Consider the following 22,617-nt stretch of genomic DNA (forward strand, 5'->3'; position numbering starts at 1 on the left):
TTTATTTGTAATAAATAGAAAGGGCTGTGTCAAAATTTAACTTTGATACAGCCTCTTTTGGCAAGAAAAATGTGCAATGAGGGGTTGGGTTAAAAGACAGCTTTTGGCTCAATGTGTTGTCGTAGATTCCGATTTTATTTATTTTGCGGTATTTCAATATACTTTGTTCCATTTGGTTTGAATTTGACTTGCCCATTCAGCAAGTCTTTTATTTTTGCTAATATTACAGATGTTTCGGCAAGGTTTGTTGCAAGTAAGAGTCGAATGTTTTCTTGATAAGAAATTGAGTCGACAACTAGCTGATTTTCTGCGGCAAAATTTTGAAGTCGACCGAGTTGAGAATAACTAATTGTTATCACCGTAATATTTTGTTGCTTTATCAAAACAATTACATTCTTCAAAGCCAACGTCGTTGCTCGTCCGTATGCTCTGATTAATCCACCAGTTCCAAGCTTTATTCCACCAAAATATCTTGTTACGACAGCAGTTGCATTGCGAACATTTGTTTTTAGAAGTACATCCAAAATTGGGATACCAGCTGTTCCTGAAGGTTCGCCATTATCACTTTGACGTTGAATATCATTTTTATCGCCAATCAAATAAGCGAAACAGTTATGCTTTGCCTTTGGGTTAAGCTTTTTAATTTTTTCAATAAACTGTTGCGCATCTTGTTCAGTATTTGTGTGTGCGACATTACAGATAAAAGTTGACTTTTTAATTATTAGTTCAGCAGAATTTTCTTTTCCAATAGTTAAATAACTTTCGATGCCATTCAACTCCTTTGCGTATTTATTCTTTGACAGGGTGGTGTGGTAATGCAAAAAGAAGATTTCTTTGGAAGATGGGTGACGTTAAAAAAGACAGACCAAATCATGATTGAAGATGAAACTTGCTTTGTCAAAAAAGATGCTCTTAAAGTACAGAAAAATACGATAATTTGTAATAGATGTAAGCAAAGAACCATAAAGCAACGTGCATTTTTACCCAATCAACAATATTATTGTCCCGCATGTATAATGCTTGGACGACTTACAACACAACATATATTATACACGATAGAAGAACCTAATCATTTTTTTGATATTTCTAATCCATTGACGTGGGAGGGAGAATTATCTCAAAACCAACTAAGATGTTCAAAGAAAGTAGTTCAGATTCAGCAAAATAACAAGGATCTTTTATTATGGGCAGTCACAGGTGCGGGGAAAACTGAGATATTATTTGCGGGTCTGGCCGCTGCCTTTAAGCAACACAAAAGAGTTTGTATTGCTTCACCACGAGTTGATGTTTGTAATGAACTATACCCGAGATTAAAAGCGGCATTCGCATGCACTACAATGGCTCTTTTACATGGCTATCAGACAGAAAAATACGAATATACACAATTAGTAATCTGTACGACACACCAATTGTTACGTTTTAAAAATGCATTTGATATGCTTATCATTGATGAAGTTGACGCTTTTCCATTTAAGGGTGATACAATGCTGCTGAATGCAGTTAGTTCAGCTAGAAAACCTGTTAGTTCACTAATTATGTTAACAGCGACACCCACTCATTTTTTAAGGAGTCAAGTACGGAAGAAAAAATTAGCAGTTGAATATCTTCCTTCCAGATATCATGGATACGAGTTGCCTGTTCCAAAGCTAATTATCAGGTCGAAGTGGTTAAAGGAATTACAGAAAGGAAAAATTTGCAATAATATCAGGAAAACCATAAATACTTGGATTGATAGTGGAGCCCCTTTTCTAATTTTTGTATCACGAATTGATTTTTTAAAAGATGTAAACATTGTAATTGAAAAGTTTATTAAAGGAAGATGTGTGGGAGAAACCGTTTTTTCTGCTGATAAGGAACGAATTGAAAAAGTTCAGAAGATGAGAGATGGAGATTTTCAATATTTGGTAACCACAACTATTCTTGAGCGCGGCGTAACTTTTGCCGGTCTGAATGTTTTAGTTTTAGGTGCGGATGACGAGCTTTTCAATAGTGCATCTCTTGTCCAAATTGCTGGTAGGGTTGGTAGAAGTACTCAGTGTCCTGGCGGAGATGTAGTTTTTTTGTGTAGTCGAAAAAAAAGGAATGTAGTTAATGCAAGGAAGCAAATTGTTGCACTTAACTTGAAAGGAAAAAATAAAAAATGAATTATTGCTTAATGTGTCAAGGCAGAATCAATGAATATTTTGATTTTGCATGGGTACTTTCTTTACAGCAGCCACGGAAAAGCTTTCTTTGCAAGAATTGCCACAATAATTTCATGATATTAATTAATCATCCTAACTGCCCTGGTTGTGGAAGAAGAATGAATAAGAAAGAGCTTTGTGTTGACTGCAAGAAATGGGAAAAAATATATGATGACTTATTAGGGAATACCGCATTGTATGAGTATAACGAAGCAATGAAGACATACTTTGAAAGATTTAAGTTTATGGGAGACTATTATTATTTTAATATCTTCAATGAAGAATTAAAAGCAGTTATTCAAAAAAAATATAGTAAAGGATGGTTGTACGTACCGATTCCACTTTCTTTTCAGAGTTTCCAGATAAGGATGTTTAATCAAGTTGAAGCTTTGTTTTCAGGATTGAAGTTGACAGATTTGCTCGTAGTAAAAAGTGGTGAGAAAATACAGCAATCAAAATTGAATAGGCGAGAGCGTTTAACAATGAGTCAGCCATTTATATTGAATACTCATAGTGGTGTAAAAGTTGAAGCGACAAATATAGTATTACTTGATGATATTTATACAACGGGTCGTACATTGTATCATGCCGCAATAATAATGAAGAATGCAGGTGCAAGAGAAATAAAATCAATCACACTTGCAAGATAGCTAAGGATAATATTTGTTAATTGTAACGTTTTCTTTTATAATAAAGATAGCATATATTTGCTTGCTGATTTATTTTAGTGAGTGATGGTGTTGAGTTGTGAAAGGAGAGGTTTGTTATGCTTAAGTACAATATTCGTGGAGAAAATATCGAAGTCACAGAGGCAATCAGGAGTTATGTTCAAAAGAAGTTAACTAAATTAGAAAAATATTTTGAAGATACTTCTAACTCGACGGCTCATGTCAATTTAAAGGTCTATTCCGATAAGACCGCCAAGGTTGAGGTTACTATTCCATTACCGTACCTTGTACTGAGGGCCGAGGAGACGTCGGCAGACATGTACGCTAGTGTTGACTTAGTGACAGATAAGCTAGAACGTCAAATTCGCAAGCATAAAACTAAAATTAATCGCAAGTCACGTGAAAAAGGATTCACAAGTGTTCAAGTAAAAGATGATAAGGAAGAAAATGAGAATGGTTTTGACATTGTTCGTTCCAAACATTTCTCATTGAAACCAATGGATAGTGAAGAGGCTGTTCTTCAGATGAATATGTTGGGGCATGACTTCTTTATCTATGAAGATTCAGAGACAGATGGTGTTAATATTGTTTACCGCAGAAAAGACGGTAGATATGGTTTGATTGAATCTACAGAAAATTAATCACAAAAGACGGGCGGTTCTCTTCGGAGATAGGCTCGTCTTTTTTTGAAATTTAAAATCTGTTATAATTGTTTCAAATTAAGGCAATTGATGATAAGATACATTGTGGTATACTGTTTTTTTAAATAACAGGATAAATTTTTATATTGATTTTTTTGGAAAGGAAATATGACATGGCAAATGTCCTAAGAAAATGGGTCGAAAGTGACAATAGAGAATTAAAACGCTTGGGAAAAATTGCTGATAAAGTTGAAGCATACGCTGATGACATGGCAGCCTTAAGTGATGAAGAGTTACAAGCAAAGACACCAGAATTAAAGGCAAAATTTGCAGCAGGGACATCTTTAGATGATTTACTACCAGAGTCCTTTGCTGTTGTCCGAGAGGGCGCAAAAAGAGTCCTTGGACTATATCCATTTAGGGTTCAAATTTTTGGTGGGGTAGTCTTGCATGAGGGTGATATTGCCGAAATGAAGACTGGTGAAGGTAAGACTTTGACGGCTACTATGCCGGTTTATTTAAATGCACTTGCTGGGCAAGGGGTGCATGTCGTGACTGTTAATGAGTATCTTTCGGCACGCGATGCAAGAGAGATGGGTGAGTTGTACTCTTGGCTGGGTCTCTCAGTTGGACTGAATGTCTCGAATCTATCGCCAGATGAGAAGAGAAATGCATATAAATGTGACATCACATACTCAACAAATAGTGAGCTAGGATTTGATTATCTTCGTGATAACATGGTTGTTTATCGCGAGGATATGGTCCAAAGGCCACTTAATTTTGTAATAGTCGATGAAGTTGATTCAATTTTGATTGATGAAGCCAGGACCCCTTTGATTATTTCGGGACAGGCTGAAAAGTCTACAACTTTATATACTAGAACAGATCGTTTTGCTAAGACTTTAACCGAAGAAGCTGATTTTAAGATTGATCTTGAATCAAAAACTGCTTCTTTGAATGAAGAAGGTATCAAGAAAGCTGAGAAGTATTTCGGGCTTGAGAACTTGTATGATCCCGATAATACTGCATTAACACACCATTTGGATAATGCTTTGCGTGCAAACTTTATAATGTTACGCGACAAAGATTATGTTGTTTCTGATGGTGAGGTTTTAATTGTTGATCAGTTTACAGGGCGTATTATGGAGGGACGTCGTTATTCAGATGGACTCCATCAAGCAATTGAAGCCAAGGAACATGTTGAGATTCAACAAGAAACGAAGACAATGGCTAATATTACTTATCAGAACTTCTTCAGAATGTATAGGAAAATTGCTGGTATGACAGGTACTGCTAAGACCGAACAAGAGGAATTTCGTGAAATCTACAATATGGAAGTTATTTCCATTCCTACTAATAAACCGGTTCTGCGTGAGGATCGCCCAGATTTGCTGTATCCGACTCTAGAGAGTAAATTTACGGCGGTAATTGATGATATCAAGGAACGCAATGAAAAAGGACAGCCAATTCTTGTTGGGACTGTTGCAGTTGAGACTTCTGAGTTGTTGTCAGAACTTTTGGATAAAGCAGGAATTGTGCATGCAGTCTTGAATGCTAAAAACCATGCTAAGGAAGCCGAAATCATTATGAATGCGGGTCAGCGTGGTGCAGTGACAATTGCTACTAATATGGCTGGTCGTGGGACTGATATTAAATTAGGGCCTGGTGTTCGTGAAGTTGGTGGATTAGCTGTTATTGGGACTGAGCGTCATGAATCTCGCCGAATTGATAATCAGTTGCGTGGTCGTTCAGGCCGTCAGGGTGATCCGGGGTTAACACAATTTTATCTCTCATTAGAGGATGACTTGATGTTGCGTTTTGGTTCTGAAAGAGTAAAGGCAATTCTTGAACGATTTAAAGTTACGGATGAGAATGCTGTTATTCAGAGTAAGATGATTTCACGTCAAGTTGAATCAGCGCAAAAGCGTGTAGAAGGGAATAACTACGATACGCGTAAACAAGTGTTGCAATATGATGATGTAATGCGGGAACAGCGTGAAGTTATTTATGCGCAAAGACAACAGGTCATTATGGAAGAAAAATCACTTAAACCAATTATTCTAGCAATGATTAAGCGTACTGTTGAACATTTTGTGCAGATGCATACACAAGGGGAACAGAAAGATTGGAATTTACAGGCAATTCTTGATTTTGCAATTGGTGCGATGGTTAATGAAGATAGTATTACAATTAAGGATGTGCAAGGCAAAAAGCCTGAAGAAATTGTTAATTACTTGATGGATTGTACAGATGCTAACTATGCAACGAAAGAAAAACAATTATATGATGCTTCGCAAATGTTGGAATTTGAGAAAGTTGTTGTTTTACGAGTAGTTGATTCAAGATGGACGGATCATATTGATGAAATGGATCAATTGCGCCAATCTATTGGACTACGTGGCTATGGACAATTGAATCCATTAGTTGAATATCAGACGGATGGATTTAGAATGTTTGAACAGATGATTGGGGATATTGAGTATGATGTTACCCGCTTATTCTTGAAAGCTGAAATTAGACAGGATATCAAACGGTAATAATTTAGATAGTACTTGTGAGTCTTGACATGTTCAGTTTTACTGGCATATGTTGAGACTCTTTAGTTATTAATAGAGAAAAAGAGGTATACAAATGGAAATAAGTGATTACAAGCGAATTATCGAAAAAATGAATGAACAAGTCGCAGACTTTAGGGGGTCTCTTTGACTTAGATGCATTGGATATCAGAATTTCTGAGAATGAAGCGCAAATGGCTAATCCAGATTTTTGGAATAATCAGAATGAAGCTCAAAAATTAATCGAAGAGACTAATGAATTGAAGATCAAACATGATAATTTTAAAGAATTGGCTGATGAACTTGCTGAACTTAAAATTCTTCTGGAATTAGTTCAGCTTGAACCGGATAAAGAGATCATTGCTGAATTGGATGAAAAAATTGAAAGTGCACAGAAGAAGATGAATAGTTATCAGCTAACACTCTTGTTAAGCGGTAAGTACGATAAGAGCAATGCTATCTTAGAGATACATCCAGGTGCTGGTGGGACTGAATCACAAGATTGGGGTTCAATGTTGCTGCGAATGTATGATCGTTGGGCACAACAGCACAATTTCTCAGTGGAAGTTTTAGATTATCAGGCTGGAGATGAGGCAGGGATCAAAAGTGTTTCATTAATGATTAAGGGAACCAATGCTTATGGATATTTGCGCAGTGAAAAAGGGGTTCATAGATTAGTGCGAATCTCACCCTTTGATGCTGCTGGAAGGCGTCATACTTCATTTGCATCAATCAATGTGATGCCTGAATTGGGAGATGATATCGAAGTTGAGTTGAGGTCAGACGATGTTAAGATGGAAGTTTTTCGTGCCAGTGGTGCAGGTGGACAGCATATCAATAAGACATCTTCAGCAGTTCGCCTAATCCATATTCCGACGGGAATCGTAGTATCTAGTCAAGCACAACGTTCACAATTTCAAAACCGTGCAACTGCCGAAAGCATGTTAAAGTCTAAATTATATCAGCTAAAACTGGAAGAACAGGAAAAGAAAAAGGCTGCTATTCAAGGACAACAGCTTGAAATCGGTTGGGGGTCACAAATTAGATCTTATGTATTCCATCCCTATTCATTGGTAAAAGATCACAGGACAAATTTCGAGACGGGAAATGCACAAAGTGTTATGGACGGAGATTTAGATGGGTTTATAAATGCATTCTTGCAGTACGAGTTACAATTAAGAAACCCGTAATAATAAACTAATTGAAATTAAATTGTAACGTTGCTGCAATATTGCTTTTTGTATTAATGATATAATATTTGGGGTATATCAAAATACAAGGAGGAAAATCCTTTTGATTGAATTTAAACATGTGTTTAAAAAGTACTCCAATGAAGTCTTAGCAGCAAACGATTTTAGTGTTAAGATTCGACAGGGTGAATTTGTGTACGTGATTGGTCCCAGTGGAGCTGGAAAGTCGACATTTATTAAGATGATGTATCGGGAAGAGCATCCTACTTCTGGTGAAATCATAGTGAATGATTATGAATTACAAAAGATTAAAAGTAGTGAAATTCCATTTTTAAGACGCGAATTAGGGATTGTTTTTCAAGATTTTAAGCTCTTACCAAAGCTTACTATTTTTGAAAATATTGCTTATGCACTGCAAGTGATTGAAAAGGATCCAGAAACAATTGCAACAAGGGTAAATTATGTTTTAGACTTGGTGGGATTAAAGGATAGAGTAAATGCGTTTCCCGATGAACTTTCAGGTGGGGAACAGCAAAGAATATCAATTGCGCGTGCCATTGCTAACAAACCTGAAGTCGTAATTGCTGATGAACCAACTGGTAATTTAGATCCAGATACCGCTGCTGGGATAATGGAAATTCTTGAACGAATTAATGGTGAAGGAACGACGGTTGTAATGGCTACACATAATAGTCAAATTGTCGATCAATATAAGCACCGTGTTTTAGAAATAGAAGACGGAAAAATTGTTCGTGATCAGACTGAAGGAGGATTTTTCCAAGATGAAGATTAGTACGTTTAAAAGACATGTGATTGAAAGCTTGAAGAGCTTAAAACGTAATGGTTGGATGTCTGTTGCTGCGCTTAGTGCAGTTACGGTGACCCTTCTTTTGGTTGGCATTTTATTTTCAATTCTAATGAATGTTAACAAAGTTGCTTCTGATGTTGAAAATGATGTGCAGGTCAGAGTTCTTATTAATCGTGGGACGACTAATAAACAAGAAGCAAAACTAAAACAGGACCTAGTGAAGCTTCATTCAGTCAGCAAAATTAAATTTTCTAGTAAAGAGCAAGAACTCAAAAATGTAATTGGTAGTTATGGGAAAGAATTCAAGCTTTTCGGCGGTGATGATAATCCGTTAAATGATGTTTTTGTTGTGAGTGCAAAGAAACCGGAGCAAACGGTTAAAATTGCTAAAGAAGCAAAGAAGATGAAGCATGTTTACGATGCAAAATATGGTGGAGCTTCTGCAAAAAAACTGTTCAATATTGTTGACAACATTCAAAGATGGGGAATTGCCATAAGCTTGTTATTGCTTTTTGTTGCCGTCTTCTTAATTTCTAATACAATTAGAATTACAATTCTATCACGGAAAAACGAAATTGCAATTATGCGTCTGGTTGGTGCAACCAATGGCTTTATTAGGTGGCCTTTTATTCTTGAAGGAGCTTGGACGGGATTATTTGGTGCGATTATTCCGATTCTTGTTGTCGATTTCGGGTATGTATGGCTCTATGGAATTATTTCAAATTCGCTTGCCAGTACAGGATATAGACTATTGACCCCAAGTGTCTTTTTGTTTCAGATTGACACGCTGCTCATTTTGATTGGGATTGTAATTGGCGCAATTGGTTCTGGAATTTCAATGAGACGTTTTCTTAGAATTTAGCAGTAGCAGTGAATTTAATAGGTGATAAAAGCTTTAGAACTGTCGGATATATTTTTTATTGAAGTTGTACAATTGTGACAGCATGATATAAGAGTAAGATGGATTGTAGAACTAATTTATACGTAATCATTGAAAGGGCTAGGTCAAAAGCTAAATTTTGACCTAACTTTTTTTATTTTGAGTAAACATGTTATACAAATTAAAATTCTGAGCTAATTAAAGTATATGCCATGTTCGTAATCGTGTTAGTGTTCAAATTTTGTAATGCACTTCACCATAGTACATCCTCTTTTCTTGGGCTTAATCAAGTCCTTGATTTTAGAGATTTGCTAGCTGCGTAATTTGTTACTTTTTGTACTAATCATAATATATTGTTATACTATAAACTATGGATATTAAGTAGCTTGGGAGGATGATTAAGATGGAGCTTATATTTTTTTGGATGCTGCTTATTCTAAATCCAGTTGTTTTGTTTGGCCTAATGGTAATTTTTTTTGGTTATTTGAGAAGAATAAAAAATGAACGGAAATATTTTAGAACAGCAATAAATAATGATTTTTTTGAGGGACGCTATTATATAAAAAATGCGTTCAAATTAGGATTATTAAGTTCGAGCATTACTATCTTATTAGGACTGGAACTTACAAAACAGTGGATTTTTATTTATATGGGAGTTGCAGTTATTGGTATTGTTTTGTCATTATACATAGATTTGAATACTGTTTTGTTATTACTTTTTACTGGAAGTACAATAGGAATATCTAGTTTACAACTGCTTAGTGACAAATTAACTATCCCGGCAAGTTTGAAATTTTTGGATGGGATTAAACCAGGTGTTGTTTTTGCAATTTTATCAATTTTTTATTTGACGAAATTAATAATGTTAAGAAGCTACAAGCAGGGCTTTTTTCAGCCAAAAGTATATAACGGAAAGCGTGGCAGAAGATTAATTAGGTATTCTTTGAAAGACCAAACAGTTCTGCCATTGATTGTTCTTGTGCCTGGGGACCTTATACACAGTGTTATTTCATTTTGGCCTGTCTTTAACGTTGGTGGGCAATCATTTACATTGTTTGTTTTACCGTTATGGATTTCTTGGACACTAAGACTTTGGCGTAACAAGGTTGAGTCAGAGTTACAAGGGGCGAAAGTTAACACGCGAGAGGAACTTGTTATCGCTGTAGTTGGAACGGTATTAGGGTTCCTGGTCCCGGTTACTGGAATCTTTGTATTTGTCATATTACTTTTGGTAGTTACCTTGCGCTTTGCGCAAAGGTATGCAAGGATGAAGAGAAGGGGCAAATGGTATGCTGAAACTCACGATGGAATTCGAGTCGTTGCAATTCAACCTGAAACCCCTGCTGCAAAGATGAATCTGGAAATCGGGGATGTAATCATTACGTGTAATGGAATTTCTGTCACAACAGAGTCAGAGTTTTATGAGGCGTTGCAAAAGAATTCAGCGTATTGCAAATTAAAAGTTAGAACATATGAAGGTCAATTGAAATTAACCGAGAGTGCAATTTTTGCGAATTCACCACACGAAATCGGGGTAATATTGTTTCATTAATTCTTTGGAGGGAATGTAGTGAAAAAAATACTTGTAGTTGATGATGAAATGTCTATAGTAACATTATTGAAGTATAATCTGGAACAGGCTGGTTATGAGGTTGACACTGCACTTGATGGACAGACTGGGTTTGATAAGGGGCGTAATTTCAAATTCGATTTTATTTTATTGGATTTAATGCTGCCAAAGATGGATGGGTTGGAAATTACTAAGAGATTAAGACAGGAAAAAGTAAAAACACCTATTATGATTTTGACGGCAAAAGGTGAAGAGTATGATAAGGTTATTGGACTTGAACTTGGTGCCGATGACTACTTGACCAAGCCATTTTCACCACGAGAGGTGATAGCACGAATAAAGGCCATTGCTCGAAGAACTGAGGAAGTTCCTGATAACAATCTTGCTACCAAAGATAGGATAGAAAGCGAAGTGGAACCAGAAGAAGTTTATCATTTTCCAGACTTCTCGGTCGATTTAGTAAATTATTCTGTTACGAAGAATGGAGAGAAAGTTAAACTAACACCTAAAGAATTTGAATTACTTGCATATTTTATAAAAAGAAAACACCGGGTATTAAGTCGTGATAAGCTTTTAAATGGTGTTTGGGGATTTGATTATGTTGGGCAAACTAGAATGGTAGACATGCATGTCAGCCATTTGCGGGAGAAGATTGAGCAGAACCCCAAAAAACCAAGTTATATAGAAACTGTCAGAGGATTTGGATATCGATTTGAAGGTGAAAGCAATCAAGATAATTAGGGCATTTATTATTGATTTTATTATAATAATTGCGGTTATATATATGCTACTTTCGATTCTTACGACCGAGAAGGGTACAAGCTTAAAGGAAATTTTAGGTGCCAGTGAAGGCCTATTGATTATTATTTTTGCAGCCTTATTGGCTGGAGTTGAGGTAAGTTTTAGGTATATTAGATATAAACAAGGCAAGCAAGAGTTGGAGTTACTTTCGCAGAAGTTAAACGATATTACTGAAGGAAAAAAACCAGGTCATATTTTGCTTGAGCCCAGTGATCCACTATATGAAATTTCGCGGACAATCAACAGGCTTGAGAATAGACAACATGATTTCACCAAGAACTTTACGGTTCAGCAACGAGGTTACTTTTCGCTGATTGAATATCTTACGATTGGTGTAATGATTCTTGATCAGGACAGGAAGATCTATATGAGTAACCACGCCATGAGTGATTTGATGGGACGTGAAATGAATTTACAAGGGCAAATCTACATTAATGAAATTAGAACATACGATTTGAGTCGTCTGATTGAGGCTGCGTTTTCTTCACAGGAAGATCAGCATAGTGAAATTCGACTTGATTTAACAGATAAGGTTGTTGATGCGCATGTTGTTTATGTTCCGGTCAGCAAGCACCGTCTTTTAGTGATGGTGCTGTTGTATGATATTACAGAGTTAAAAGAAATTGAGAGAATGCAGTTGGATTTTGTAGGAAATGTCAGCCATGAGTTGAAGACTCCGATTACAGCGATAACCGGATTCAGTGAAACTTTACTACAAGGTGCAATGGAAGACAAGCAGGCTCTAAAGGAGTTTTTGGCAATTATTCATAAGGAAAGTCTGAAACTAACAGAATTAGTTGAAGATATTTTATCCTTAGCAAGAATTGATGCAAACACAGAATTGAATTTGAAGGAAATTAATTTAAGGGTCTATGTGGCTGAACTTTTAAAGACATTTAAGCCCCAGCTGGAAAAAAAGAAAATTATGGTCTTTTTGGAAATATCCGAGAAATATGTGGTTAGTATGGATCAGAATAAATTGAGACATGTCATTGATAATCTAATTCAAAATGCAATCAAGTATAATAGTTTTCAAGGAAAAATTTGGATTGATGGTTCAATTGATGAGAAAAGTTGGAGCATCGGTATTCGAGATAATGGTTATGGAATTTCGCAAGACAAGCAAGAGCGGATTTTTGAACGTTTCTATAGAATTGATGCCTCGCGTTCACGAGATAGCGGAGGAACAGGACTGGGACTATCTGTCGTTAAGGAGTATGTTGCGGCAATGAATGGCGAGATTATGTTAGAAAGTCAGGTTGGTGTTGGGTCTAAGTTCATAATAAAATTTCCGATAGAATTAGATGTACAAAAAGCGTAAAGAAATCCTTGCAAGCTAGATGAGTTATTAATCCAGAGACTGTTACAAAGAATTGTTTTTTGTTGCGGCCTTTTTTTGTAGAGTGAATTATTACTAAGGATTGCGTATGTTTTAATAAAAGTATAGAATCTAACCTAATAAATAATTGGAATATTTTCTCTGATAAAAATTATAAGAAAAGGAGGCGTTAGTGTGCGTAAAACATTTAACGATGAGTTGAAAAGGTTACACGTTAGATTTGCGGAATTAGGTATGATGGTCAATGAGGCGGTACTTCGCGCAACTAAGGCTTTCGTGAATCATGATAAGGAACTTGCAGAGTCTGTGATTGAAAAGGACCTTGTGATAAATAATTGTGAAAATGATTTAGAGAAGATGACCCTTGAGTTAATTGCATTGTATCAACCAGTAACTGAGGACTTAAGAGATGTTATTACTATTTTAAAGGCGAGCTCTGATATTGAGAGAATTGGGGATCATGCTGTGAGTATCAGTCATGCTACCGTGAATATAAAAGGAAGGCAAAGAATTGCTGAAATAGAGGTTGAGACTGCTAAGATGGGTGAATATGTCTGCCAAATGTTTCAGAGTGTACTCGATGCTTATATGAAAAAGAGTGAAGAAAGAGCTCTTAGAATTGCAAAGGATGATTTATTTTTAGATGAGGAGCTTAGGAAAATCAGGAAGAGATGTGTTACGATAATGCAAGAGGACTCTGACTTGGTTATTAGTGGGTCATATTATACTTTGGTTGCTACTTATTTAGAGCGCATTGGCGATTATGTAACCAATGTTTGTGAGTGGATAATTTTTCTCAAGAGAGGAGAAATTGTTGAGTTGAACCCAAATACTAGACAATATTAAAATTTATTTTTTATTAAATTTGAAGGCTCCTTTTTACATAATTTGCTAAACATCTTATGACACTGTAAAATTCTGATAGAAGACCTATTTATTTGTTAGGAGGAGAAGCAGCTGTGAAGGCTAGTAAAAAAATGAGACGATCAGATAATCGAGTTATTTTTGGTGTATGTGGCGGGATAGCTAAGTATTTTGGTATTAATCCCTGGATTTTGAGAGTGATTTTTATCGTTTTAGCAGTTATACCGCATATTACGTTTTTGATTGTGGGTATTTATTTAATGTGTACTGTCTTAATTCCATCTGAGGAAAGCAGTTTATTTTCTGTGCTGTTTAGAAAAGGGAGTCAAGACAATCCACAGGAAAAAAGAAAAAGTTCACGGAAGGTTCTTAAGGATGTTCATGAAAAGGATATCCATTAAATTAAAATTATGGAGGAATTATAGATGTCTTTTTGGCGTGGGGCCTTGGTTAATGCGGTAATATTTGTTTCAGCGGCTGGTTTTTTCCCGCAGGCATTTCATGTGTCCAGTATTTGGATATCGCTTCTTGCAGCAATTATCCTAGGACTGCTTAATATGTTTGTGAAGCCAATATTACTGCTTTTTTCATTACCGATTACTTTTATGACTCTGGGGCTATTTTACTTTGTTATCAATGGTTTCATGCTTGAATTGACTTCTTATTTAGTTGGTAGTTCGTTTGCATTTGCGAACTTCGGTGCTGCTTTTTTGTTAGCTTTAATTCTTAGTTTGGTAAATATTGTAGTAACGAATTATTTCAAGCGTTAGAGAAAGCTTTTTGATTAGAAGAATTAAATTTTTGGGAGGGCTTTTTAAGTGAGTGATATGGTGAGTGTTGAGAACTTAGTTAGAGCAACAGGGATGAAGGTATTTTCAGGTGGCAAGTATCTAAGCACAAAAATGGTAACTACAAGTGATATATCAAGGCCAGGTCTTGAATTGACAGGGTATTTTGATTATTATCCAGCAGAACGTATTCAACTTTTTGGAATGACAGAAGTTTCATTTGCTAGAAAGATGGATAAACAAAAACGCAGAGAAATTATGGAGCAATTGTGTGTAGAAGATGTTACACCTTGCTTTATAATTTCTCGTTATTTGCCTGTACCGGAAGAATTAGATGAAGCAGCCAAGGCGCATAATATACCGGTCTTACGTTCAAAGCTACCCACAACTCGCTTGTCTTCCAAGGTTACAGATTTTTTAGAGACACAATTGGCAGAAAGAAAGTCACTACACGGTGTTCTAGTCGATATTTATGGCTTGGGTGTCCTAATAACAGGTGATTCTGGTGTTGGTAAGTCGGAAACTGCGTTGGATTTGATTAAGAGAGGACATCGATTGATCGCAGATGATCGGGTAGATGTTTATCAAAAGGATGAACAGACAATTATTGGTGAAGCGCCGAAAATTCTTAGGCATTTGCTTGAAATTCGTGGAATTGGGATTATTGATGTCATGAATCTTTTCGGAGCTGGGGCTGTTCGCTCTGAGACCGATATTTCATTGATTGTCCACTTAGAAAATTGGGATCCTGATAAGCAATTTGATCGCTTAGGAACTGGCGAACAGAAGCTAAGAGTCTTTGATGTAGATATTGCTAAGATCTCAATACCAGTAAAAATCGGGCGTAACTTGGCAATTATCATTGAAGCCGCAGCGATGAATTATCGTGCCAGAACGATGGGATATGATGCAACAAAACGGTTTGAGCAAAATTTGAATAGTCTTATTCAAGAGAATTCAGATAAGTAAGGATGTGTTTTTTATTTATGCCAATTTTGGGTGTGTTAAATCCAGTTGCTTTTTCCTTAGGTCCAATTGAGGTCAGATGGTACGGAATTATTATTTCTAGTGCAGTGGTGATTGCTACATATCTTTCTGTGAGCGAAGGAAAAAAAAGAGGAATCGCTGAAGATAATATTTATGATTTAATTCTCTGGGGACTGCCAGTAGCAATAATTTGTGCACGGGTTTATTATGTTATTTTCGAGTGGGGATATTACTCGCAGAATTTAAGCCAGATTTATCGTATCTGGGATGGTGGAATAGCAATATATGGCGGCTTGATTGGAGCTGTAATAGTTTTGGTGACACTGTGTAAAAAAAGGGGATTTTCATCATGGTTGATGCTTGATGTAGCTGCACCTACTGTGATTATGGCGCAAGGAATAGGGCGCTGGGGCAACTTCATGAACCAAGAAGCACATGGAAGAGTAACTACTTTATCTTTTTTGCAGGGATTACATTTACCGGATTTTATAATTAAACAAATGAATATCGCTGGAACATATTATCAGCCAACGTTTTTATATGAATCGGTCTGGGATTTAACAGGTTTTGTTCTTCTGATGTTATTGCGACACCGAGAACATTTGTTTAAGCGCGGAGAGGTCTTTTTTGCCTATGTGATCTGGTATTCATTTGGAAGATTCTTTATTGAAGGAATGCGTACAGATAGTCTTATGCTTGGACCGTTGAGAGTTTCACAGTGGCTATCAGTCATATTATTTTTTGGTGCTGTGGTTTGGTTAGTAATGCGCCGTTATTGGAGACCGTTAGATTCATGGTATCTGGATGGTACTGATGAAACTTATCATAAATAGGAGTGGTTTTTTTGTGTAAAAAAGTTGCGGTTGTTGGAGCAGGCTCTTGGGGCAGTGTTCTTGCAAATATTTTGGTTATGAATGGAAAAAAAGTAAAAATCTGGTCAAGAAGACAAGAACAAGTTAATGAACTTAATCTGAAGCATACTAATAAAGCTTATCTTTCGGATGTTAAGCTATCTGAGAAGTTGGTGGCGTCTGCCAATCTGGAAGAGGTTTTAAAAGAAGCAGAGTTGATATTGCTCGCGGTTCCAACTAAAGCTATGAGAGAAGTCTCCCATAAAGTTGGTTTATTAATCGAAAAAATGGATCTTCATCCAATTATTGTCCATGCTAGCAAGGGATTAGAATTAGATACACATAAGCGTATTTCTGAAATTATTGCGGAAGAAATAGTGCAGGAACATGTTGTGGGAATTGTTGCACTTTCTGGTCCTAGTCATGCTGAAGAGGTCGCACGGCATGACTTAACTTTGATTACTGCAGCGTCATCTAATCTGCAAGCTGCCAAAAGCGTTCAGCACATATTTATGAATAACTACTTCCGCGTGTATACAAATAGTGACATTATTGGAGTTGAACTCGGTGCAGCATTTAAGAATATTATTGCACTTGGTGCAGGAGCTCTAAACGGTCTAGGTTATGGTGATGATGCAAAGGCAGCTTTGATGACTAGGGGGTTAGCCGAGATTGCGCGCCTAGGAATTGCACTTGGTGCAGATCCATTAACATTTATTGGATTATCCGGTGTGGGAGACCTAATTGTTACTTGTACAAGTGTTCATTCAAGAAACTGGCGTGCTGGCAATCAATTGGGTAAAGGTGCCAAGGTTGAAGATGTTGTCAATAATATGGGAATGGTTATTGAGGGATTGACGACCGTTAAGGCAGCGTATGAGCTAGCAAAAGATCGTAAAATTGAAATGCCAATTACTGAAGCCATCTACCACGTGGTTTACCAAGGAGAGGCGATAAAGACTGCGATAGCAGATTTGATGATGCGCGAAGGGAAATCTGAAGAAGAAACATTTTAATGGAATACTTATTAAAAGTAAGTTATACTGTAGGTATGATTTTAAATGAGAGAAGGTAATGACTTTGACGAAAAAATATGATGTGGTTGTAATCGGTGCAGGACCTGGAGGGATGACGGCAGCGCTATATGCTTCCCGGGCTAACTTGTCAGTATTAATGCTTGATCGCGGAATATACGGCGGGCAAATGAATAATACAGCAGAGGTTGAGAACTATCCAGGATTCAAGTCGATTTTAGGGCCTGATTTGGCAAAAGAAATGTATGAAAGTTCAACGCAGTTTAATGCCGAATATGCTTATGGTAATGTTGAAAAAGTATCTGTTGCTGAAGATGGACTAAAAACAATTAAAACAGATAGTGATATATTTGAAACTTATGCATTAATAATAGCAACAGGTTCACAATATAAAAAACTGGGTGTTCCAGGAGAACAAGAATATGGTGGACGTGGTGTTTCTTATTGTGCAGTCTGTGATGGTGCTTTCTTCCGCAATCGTGATGTTGTGGTAGTAGGTGGGGGTGATTCTGCAATTGAGGAGAGCTCATATCTTTCACAAATGGTTAAAGAAGTTAATGTGGTTCATCGGCGCGATAAGCTACGTGCACAGAAAATCTTGCAGGAGCGGGCATTTGGAAATTCTAAGATAAAGTTTACTTGGGATACCGTGCTAACAAGTATTGAAGGTGATGGCAAGAAAGTTACAGGAGTTAAGACGCTTGACAAAAAGACTGGTACTGAATCAGTCGTGTCTGTTGAGGGTGTTTTTATCTACGTTGGTTTAGTTCCAATGACAGAGTCCTTTACAGACCTTGGTATAACAGATGAGCAAGGTTGGATTGTAACTAATGAGAAGATGGAAACAAAAATTCCAGGAGTATTTGCGATTGGTGATGTGAGAAAGAAAGAATTACGGCAGATAACGACAGCTGTCGGCGATGGCGGAGTTGCCGGTCAAGGTGCATATAGCTATCTAGAGACATTAAAGGATTAGAATTCGAGTAACTATTGCTAGAGTAATGATTATAAAAACAATCTAAGATTAGAGAGTGTGTCATAAGTCGGGAAAATTTGGGTACTAACTCGAAATTACGAACATCGCGAGTACTTTGCTATGAGTAATTCGAAGTTGGACGGAGAGTTTTGACTTATGAAACACGTTTATTCGGAATAAATAGAGGAACTGAATCAAAAGTTAACTTTTGATTCAGCCTCTTTTTTATTGTTTAAGCTGAACTTAGAATGATAATAATTGATGTTTGTTAAGAAACATGAAAAATAATTGAATATTTTGTCCGTTTTTTGGAAAAAGGTGCTGGTAATATAGTATACTGATTCTAGAAAAACAATGGGAGTGATTTTGTGAGTTGGAAAGAAACTTATCAAACATGGATTAACTATCCTGAGTTAGACAAGGAATTAGCAAAAGAGTTAAAGCAAAATAAGGATAATGCAGAAGTGCTTGAGGATGCATTTTATGCACCTCTTGAGTTTGGAACTGCGGGCATGCGTGGGATAATTGGAGCAGGGATAAATAGGATGAATATCTATACTGTTCGTCAGGCCACCGAAGGGCTCGCTTTATTGATGGATACACTTGATGAAGCAACAAAGAAACGTGGAGTTGCAATAAGTTTTGATTCTCGTCATCATTCGGAGGATTTTGCACATGAAGCTGCGCGTGTTTTAGGAGCACATGGAATTGCCAGCTTTGTTTTTGAAAGTCTACGTCCAACTCCAGAGTTGTCTTTTACAGTGCGGCATTTAAAGACCTATGCAGGAATAATGATCACTGCTAGTCACAATCCTAAGGAATACAATGGATATAAGATTTATGGTGAAGATGGTGGACAAATGCCACCAAAAGAATCTGACATGATTACTGAATTCGTGAGACAGGCACAAGATCTGTTTGCCATTAAGGTTGCTGATAAAGCTGAAATTCTTGAAAACGGTTTAATGAAGATTATTGGTATCGCGGTCGATAACGCATACTTAGCAGAAGTAAAGAAAGTTACGATTAATCCTGAATTAGTTAAAAAAGAAGGAAGAACACTCAAATTAATTTTCTCACCATTACATGGAACTGGGGCAATATTGGGTGAAAAAGCACTACAAGGTGCAGGTTTCTCAAACTTTACAATGGTTTCTGAACAGGCAACACCAGATCCAGATTTTTCAACAGTCAAGAAACCTAACCCTGAAGACGCAGCTGCTTTTGACTTAGCCATTAAGCATGGCAAGGAAGAAGATGCAGACCTTTTGATTGCTGTTGATCCTGATGCAGATAGATTAGGAGCAGCAGTCCGTCAACCATCAGGAGAATATCAATTGCTGACAGGTAATCAAATAGCAGCAATCATGCTTGATTATATTTTAACGGCACGGAAAAATGCAGGGACATTGCCTGCAAATGCAGCTGTGGTTAAATCGATTGTTTCAAGTGAGTTTGCGACTGCAATTACCGAGAGCTATAACGTTGAAATGATTGATGTTTTAACGGGATTCAAGTTTATTGCTGAGCAGATTAAGCTTTTTGAAGAGACTAATAATCATAGCTTTATGTTCGGATTTGAAGAAAGTTACGGTTATTTGATTCGTCCATTTGTGAGGGATAAGGATGCTATCCAGTCACTCGTGATGTTGGCCGAGGTTGCTGCTTATTATAAGAGTGAGGGGAAGAACCTCTATGATGGTTTGCAGGAATTGTTTGCTAAATTTGGTTATTTTGCAGAGAAAACTGTTTCATTAACATTTGACGGTGTTGAAGGTGCACAGCAGATTAAAGATTTGATGACTAAATTTAGGGAGACTGCACCTGCTGATTTTGCTGGGGTTGGAGTTGCTACCATGGAAGACTTTGCCAACTCGAGAAAGACGACAGCTGCAGGTGATGTGTCAAGTATTGAACTGCCCAAGTCAAATGTCTTAAAATACTTGTTAGAGGATGGATCATGGATTGCTGTGAGACCATCAGGAACAGAGCCAAAGATTAAATTCTATATTGGAACACAAGGTAGTACACAAGAAGAATCGCTACGGAAGCGTCAGGCTTTTGAGGATGATATTAAAAGCTTTATTGCAAAGTAGTTATCAAGCTTTAAGCAACAAAGAGTGTAACATAAGTTGGTAGTGTAGTGATTCCCAAAAGTCGGCTTTTTTTGGTTGCCACATAAAATTTGAGCGCTAAAGAAAAATTATGAGCATTGTGCATCTTTTGCTAGTAATTTGGAGTTGGCCGAAGAATTTTCAATTATGGAGCACTTTTATCCCGAATCAAAAACGAGGCTAGATCAAAATTTAACTTTTGACTCAGTCTCGTTTGTTTTTCCAGACAAAAAGCAGGTGATAAGATTGAAAAAGAGTAACGTACAAAGACGTGCTAGTGTAAGAGATGACGTGTTAAATTCTGATTTAATTAGTGCGACAACTTTGGCCAAGAAGTATGGTGTGTCGCGGCAAACAATTGTGGGGGATATTGCTTTGCTGAGAGCAAAAGGTGAGCCCATTATTGCAACTGTCAGTGGATATAAATACCAGAAAAAAGAAGCTCGTTATCATGGCTTACTGGCTTGTCAGCATTCGATTGAAGAGACTCGTTTGGAACTCGAAACGGTGGTTAGTATGGGTGGAGAGATCGAAGATGTTATTGTGGACCACAGTCTATATGGTCAAATAGTAGGAACACTCGGGATTTCAACATTACACGATATCAATGATTTTATGAGCCGAGCTGAGAATGGCAATCATCAGCTACTTTCCAGCCTGACGCAAGGTATTCATTTACACAATATAGCATGTAATAGTGAAGCGGATTTTTTTGAAATTAAAAAGAGATTGTCCAATTTAGGTTTGCTTTATCTAGACTAACCAGCTGTCTTGACATCTAACGTAAAAAGAGTTATTTTCTAGATATTGATTTTTTAGGAGTAAATAGATGTAGCTGACAAGGGAGTTTAGATTCAATGCAATTTTTGATCTGACTTTGCCTTGTCAAGTTGGGAGAAAAGTGATGGAACAGCGAAATTTGACCTTGTTGATGGATTTATATGAATTAACAATGGCCAATGGTTTCTTTAAAGAGGAGCCAAGCAAAGTAGGTTATTTTGATTTATATTTCAGAAAAGTACCAGATGAGGGCGGACTTGTTATTTATGCAGGGCTTGCACAGGTTATCAAATATTTAAGAGAGTTAGAGTTTACAGATTCAGATATAGAGTATCTAGAAACACTTGAAACTTTTTCGCCAGAATTTTTGGAATATTTACGAACATTTGAATTTGAGTGTGATGTATGGTCGGTTAGAGAAGGGACACCTGTTTTTCCTAATGAACCATTAATAACAGTTAGAGGACCGCTTATTCAAACACAATTATTGGAAACGATGTTATTGAATATTATTAATCATGAATCATTAATTGCCACCAAGGCTAGGCGGATATGTATGGTTGCTAAGGGAAGGCCCGTAATGGAATTCGGGTCACGCCGCGCACAAGGAGCTGATGCGGCAATGTTTGGTGCCCGTGCAGCCGTGATTGGTGGCTGTATTGGTACGGCAAATGTATTGAGCGCAAAGCTTTTTGGGTTAACGCCACTCGGTACTATGGCACATAGCTGGATTCAGTCTTTTAAATCTGAACGAGCGGCTTTTGAAGCTTGGTACCGGATTTATCCGAATAACTGTCTGTTGTTGGTTGACACCTACGATGTGTTGAATTCCGGGGTACCGCATGCGATTGAGATTTTTAAAAAATTAAAGGCTAAGGGAATTACTGATCATATTGGAATTCGAATTGATTCCGGTGACATTACTTTTTTGACAAAAACAGCCAGAAAGATGTTGGATGCAGCAGGTTTTGAGAATGCAACAATCACTGTTTCAAATGCTCTGGATGAAGATGTTATTCAGAATGTCTTAGAGGAAGGGGCTACGATTGATAGCTTCGGAGTTGGTGAAAAGCTAATAACAGCGTCGTCTGATCCAGTATTAAGTGGTGTGTATAAACTTGTTGCGACACAGGTTGATGGTGAGATAACACCGAAAATTAAATTGAGTAACACGATTGAGAAGACAACAATCCCCGGATTTAAGAAACTTTATCGATTATACAATAATAATGGCAAAGCTGTAGGAGATTTATTAGGGTTGTTTGGTGAGCTGAATTTAAACGAAGGTAGTGTGTACAGCTCTGACCCAAACAAGACGCAGCAGAAGAAAAAAATTAATAATTTTAAGTTAGAACCATTGATGATTCAGATTTTCGATAAGGGTAGTTTGGTTTATTGCGAACCAGCTACAAATGAAGTTAAAAATCTTTCAAAAAAAATGACTAAATCTTTACCGAAGGCATGCTTGCGTTTAAAGAATCCAGACTTATATGATGTTTTTTGGACGAAGGCACTGAAAACAATGAGAACTGAGATGATAGAAAAATATTCAGAATTGAATTCTTAAAGGTGTACGAAAGTATGTTCG

Annotated in this window: 21 protein-coding genes; 20 read left to right on the forward strand and 1 reads right to left on the reverse strand. The window is 36.9% G+C overall.

What is annotated here, in order from left to right; translation table 11 throughout:
- Window positions 1-134: 134 nt before the first annotated feature.
- The gene (locus tag FFX44_RS03355; protein WP_289977873.1) at window positions 135-821 is read right to left on the reverse strand and encodes a YigZ family protein; all 687 of its coding nucleotides are present in this window, start codon (window positions 819-821) and stop codon (window positions 135-137) included.
- Between FFX44_RS03355 and FFX44_RS03360 the strand changes: the two genes are divergently transcribed.
- The 20 genes from FFX44_RS03360 to FFX44_RS03455 all read left to right on the forward strand — a co-directional run bounded on the left by FFX44_RS03360 (window position 816) and on the right by FFX44_RS03455 (window position 22,596).
- Complete coding sequence (locus tag FFX44_RS03360; protein ID WP_289977874.1) at window positions 816-2,144, forward strand: DEAD/DEAH box helicase; 1,329 nt, start codon at window positions 816-818, stop codon at window positions 2,142-2,144. The two genes, FFX44_RS03355 and FFX44_RS03360, sit on opposite strands and share 6 nt — an antisense overlap.
- Window positions 2,141-2,833 carry a phosphoribosyltransferase family protein gene (locus FFX44_RS03365; protein WP_289977878.1) on the forward strand — a complete coding sequence of 231 codons (693 nt, stop codon included), beginning with the start codon at window positions 2,141-2,143 and terminating at the stop codon, window positions 2,831-2,833. The genes FFX44_RS03360 and FFX44_RS03365 overlap by 4 nt, the downstream gene beginning before the upstream one ends.
- A gap of 116 nt (window positions 2,834-2,949) precedes the next feature.
- Window positions 2,950-3,492, forward strand: a complete 543-nt coding sequence (raiA, locus tag FFX44_RS03370) for a ribosome-associated translation inhibitor RaiA (RefSeq protein ID WP_289977881.1) — start codon at window positions 2,950-2,952, stop codon at window positions 3,490-3,492.
- Between the two features lie 173 nt (window positions 3,493-3,665).
- Window positions 3,666-6,029: a preprotein translocase subunit SecA gene (secA, locus tag FFX44_RS03375; RefSeq protein ID WP_289977883.1), complete on the forward strand. Its 2,364-nt coding sequence runs from the start codon at window positions 3,666-3,668 to the stop codon at window positions 6,027-6,029.
- A gap of 94 nt (window positions 6,030-6,123) precedes the next feature.
- A protein-coding gene (gene prfB, locus FFX44_RS03380; RefSeq protein WP_289977885.1) for a peptide chain release factor 2 occupies window positions 6,124-7,237 on the forward strand; the annotation gives its coding sequence in 2 pieces (ribosomal slippage) (window positions 6,124-6,195 and window positions 6,197-7,237; 1,113 coding nt in all).
- 103 nt (window positions 7,238-7,340) lie between these two features.
- Window positions 7,341-8,030 carry a cell division ATP-binding protein FtsE gene (gene ftsE / locus FFX44_RS03385; RefSeq protein WP_289977887.1) on the forward strand — a complete coding sequence of 230 codons (690 nt, stop codon included), beginning with the start codon at window positions 7,341-7,343 and terminating at the stop codon, window positions 8,028-8,030.
- Window positions 8,020-8,907 carry a permease-like cell division protein FtsX gene (gene ftsX / locus FFX44_RS03390; RefSeq protein ID WP_289977888.1) on the forward strand — a complete coding sequence of 296 codons (888 nt, stop codon included), beginning with the start codon at window positions 8,020-8,022 and terminating at the stop codon, window positions 8,905-8,907. Before ftsE ends, ftsX begins: the two co-directional genes overlap by 11 nt.
- A 421-nt stretch (window positions 8,908-9,328) precedes the next feature.
- On the forward strand, window positions 9,329-10,477 hold the full coding sequence (locus FFX44_RS03395; RefSeq protein WP_289977891.1) for a PDZ domain-containing protein: 1,149 nt from the start codon (window positions 9,329-9,331) through the stop codon (window positions 10,475-10,477).
- 18 nt (window positions 10,478-10,495) lie between these two features.
- The gene (locus FFX44_RS03400) at window positions 10,496-11,236 is read left to right on the forward strand and encodes a response regulator transcription factor (protein WP_289977893.1); all 741 of its coding nucleotides are present in this window, start codon (window positions 10,496-10,498) and stop codon (window positions 11,234-11,236) included.
- Window positions 11,214-12,617, forward strand: coding sequence for a two-component system histidine kinase PnpS (gene pnpS / locus FFX44_RS03405; protein ID WP_289978636.1), 1,404 nt, complete (start codon window positions 11,214-11,216; stop codon window positions 12,615-12,617). The genes FFX44_RS03400 and pnpS overlap by 23 nt, the downstream gene beginning before the upstream one ends.
- A 192-nt stretch (window positions 12,618-12,809) precedes the next feature.
- Window positions 12,810-13,481, forward strand: coding sequence for a phosphate signaling complex protein PhoU (gene phoU, locus FFX44_RS03410; RefSeq protein WP_289977895.1), 672 nt, complete (start codon window positions 12,810-12,812; stop codon window positions 13,479-13,481).
- Between the two features lie 113 nt (window positions 13,482-13,594).
- Window positions 13,595-13,900, forward strand: a complete 306-nt coding sequence (locus tag FFX44_RS03415; RefSeq protein ID WP_289977897.1) for a PspC domain-containing protein — start codon at window positions 13,595-13,597, stop codon at window positions 13,898-13,900.
- A gap of 24 nt (window positions 13,901-13,924) precedes the next feature.
- A complete protein-coding gene (locus tag FFX44_RS03420) occupies window positions 13,925-14,269 on the forward strand; it encodes a phage holin family protein (protein ID WP_289977898.1) in 345 nt (114 codons plus the stop codon).
- Window positions 14,270-14,317: 48 nt separating this feature from the next.
- Window positions 14,318-15,256 (forward strand): HPr(Ser) kinase/phosphatase, encoded by a 939-nt coding sequence (gene hprK / locus FFX44_RS03425; protein WP_289977900.1) that lies wholly within the window; start codon window positions 14,318-14,320, stop codon window positions 15,254-15,256.
- A 17-nt stretch (window positions 15,257-15,273) separates the two neighbouring features.
- Window positions 15,274-16,107 (forward strand): prolipoprotein diacylglyceryl transferase, encoded by an 834-nt coding sequence (lgt, locus tag FFX44_RS03430; RefSeq protein ID WP_289977902.1) that lies wholly within the window; start codon window positions 15,274-15,276, stop codon window positions 16,105-16,107.
- Window positions 16,108-16,118: 11 nt separating this feature from the next.
- On the forward strand, window positions 16,119-17,141 hold the full coding sequence (locus FFX44_RS03435) for an NAD(P)H-dependent glycerol-3-phosphate dehydrogenase (protein WP_289977904.1): 1,023 nt from the start codon (window positions 16,119-16,121) through the stop codon (window positions 17,139-17,141).
- Window positions 17,142-17,205: 64 nt separating this feature from the next.
- Window positions 17,206-18,135 (forward strand): thioredoxin-disulfide reductase, encoded by a 930-nt coding sequence (trxB, locus tag FFX44_RS03440; protein WP_289977905.1) that lies wholly within the window; start codon window positions 17,206-17,208, stop codon window positions 18,133-18,135.
- Between the two features lie 368 nt (window positions 18,136-18,503).
- Window positions 18,504-20,231: a phospho-sugar mutase gene (locus tag FFX44_RS03445; protein ID WP_289977906.1), complete on the forward strand. Its 1,728-nt coding sequence runs from the start codon at window positions 18,504-18,506 to the stop codon at window positions 20,229-20,231.
- A 264-nt stretch (window positions 20,232-20,495) separates the two neighbouring features.
- The gene (locus FFX44_RS03450; RefSeq protein WP_289977907.1) at window positions 20,496-21,011 is read left to right on the forward strand and encodes a transcription repressor NadR; all 516 of its coding nucleotides are present in this window, start codon (window positions 20,496-20,498) and stop codon (window positions 21,009-21,011) included.
- Between the two features lie 142 nt (window positions 21,012-21,153).
- Window positions 21,154-22,596 carry a nicotinate phosphoribosyltransferase gene (locus tag FFX44_RS03455; protein ID WP_289977908.1) on the forward strand — a complete coding sequence of 481 codons (1,443 nt, stop codon included), beginning with the start codon at window positions 21,154-21,156 and terminating at the stop codon, window positions 22,594-22,596.
- Window positions 22,597-22,617: the final 21 nt, after the last annotated feature.

Source organism: Lactobacillus sp. UCMA15818 (assembly GCF_030400225.1).
Taxonomy (GTDB): Bacteria; Bacillota; Bacilli; order Lactobacillales; family Lactobacillaceae; genus Liquorilactobacillus.

Excerpts from the sequence above, each read along its gene's own strand:
- FFX44_RS03395 (WP_289977891.1), top strand. The coding sequence starts at position 9,329 with ATGGAGCTTATATTTTTTTGGATGCTGCTTATTCTAAATCCAGTTGTT.
- FFX44_RS03365 (WP_289977878.1), top strand. The coding sequence starts at position 2,141 with ATGAATTATTGCTTAATGTGTCAAGGCAGAATCAATGAATATTTTGAT.
- ftsX (WP_289977888.1), top strand. The coding sequence starts at position 8,020 with ATGAAGATTAGTACGTTTAAAAGACATGTGATTGAAAGCTTGAAGAGC.
- FFX44_RS03360 (WP_289977874.1), top strand. The coding sequence starts at position 816 with ATGCAAAAAGAAGATTTCTTTGGAAGATGGGTGACGTTAAAAAAGACA.
- secA (WP_289977883.1), top strand. The coding sequence starts at position 3,666 with ATGGCAAATGTCCTAAGAAAATGGGTCGAAAGTGACAATAGAGAATTA.
- FFX44_RS03420 (WP_289977898.1), top strand. The coding sequence starts at position 13,925 with ATGTCTTTTTGGCGTGGGGCCTTGGTTAATGCGGTAATATTTGTTTCA.
- lgt (WP_289977902.1), top strand. The coding sequence starts at position 15,274 with ATGCCAATTTTGGGTGTGTTAAATCCAGTTGCTTTTTCCTTAGGTCCA.
- raiA (WP_289977881.1), top strand. The coding sequence starts at position 2,950 with ATGCTTAAGTACAATATTCGTGGAGAAAATATCGAAGTCACAGAGGCA.
- FFX44_RS03455 (WP_289977908.1), top strand. The coding sequence starts at position 21,154 with ATGGAACAGCGAAATTTGACCTTGTTGATGGATTTATATGAATTAACA.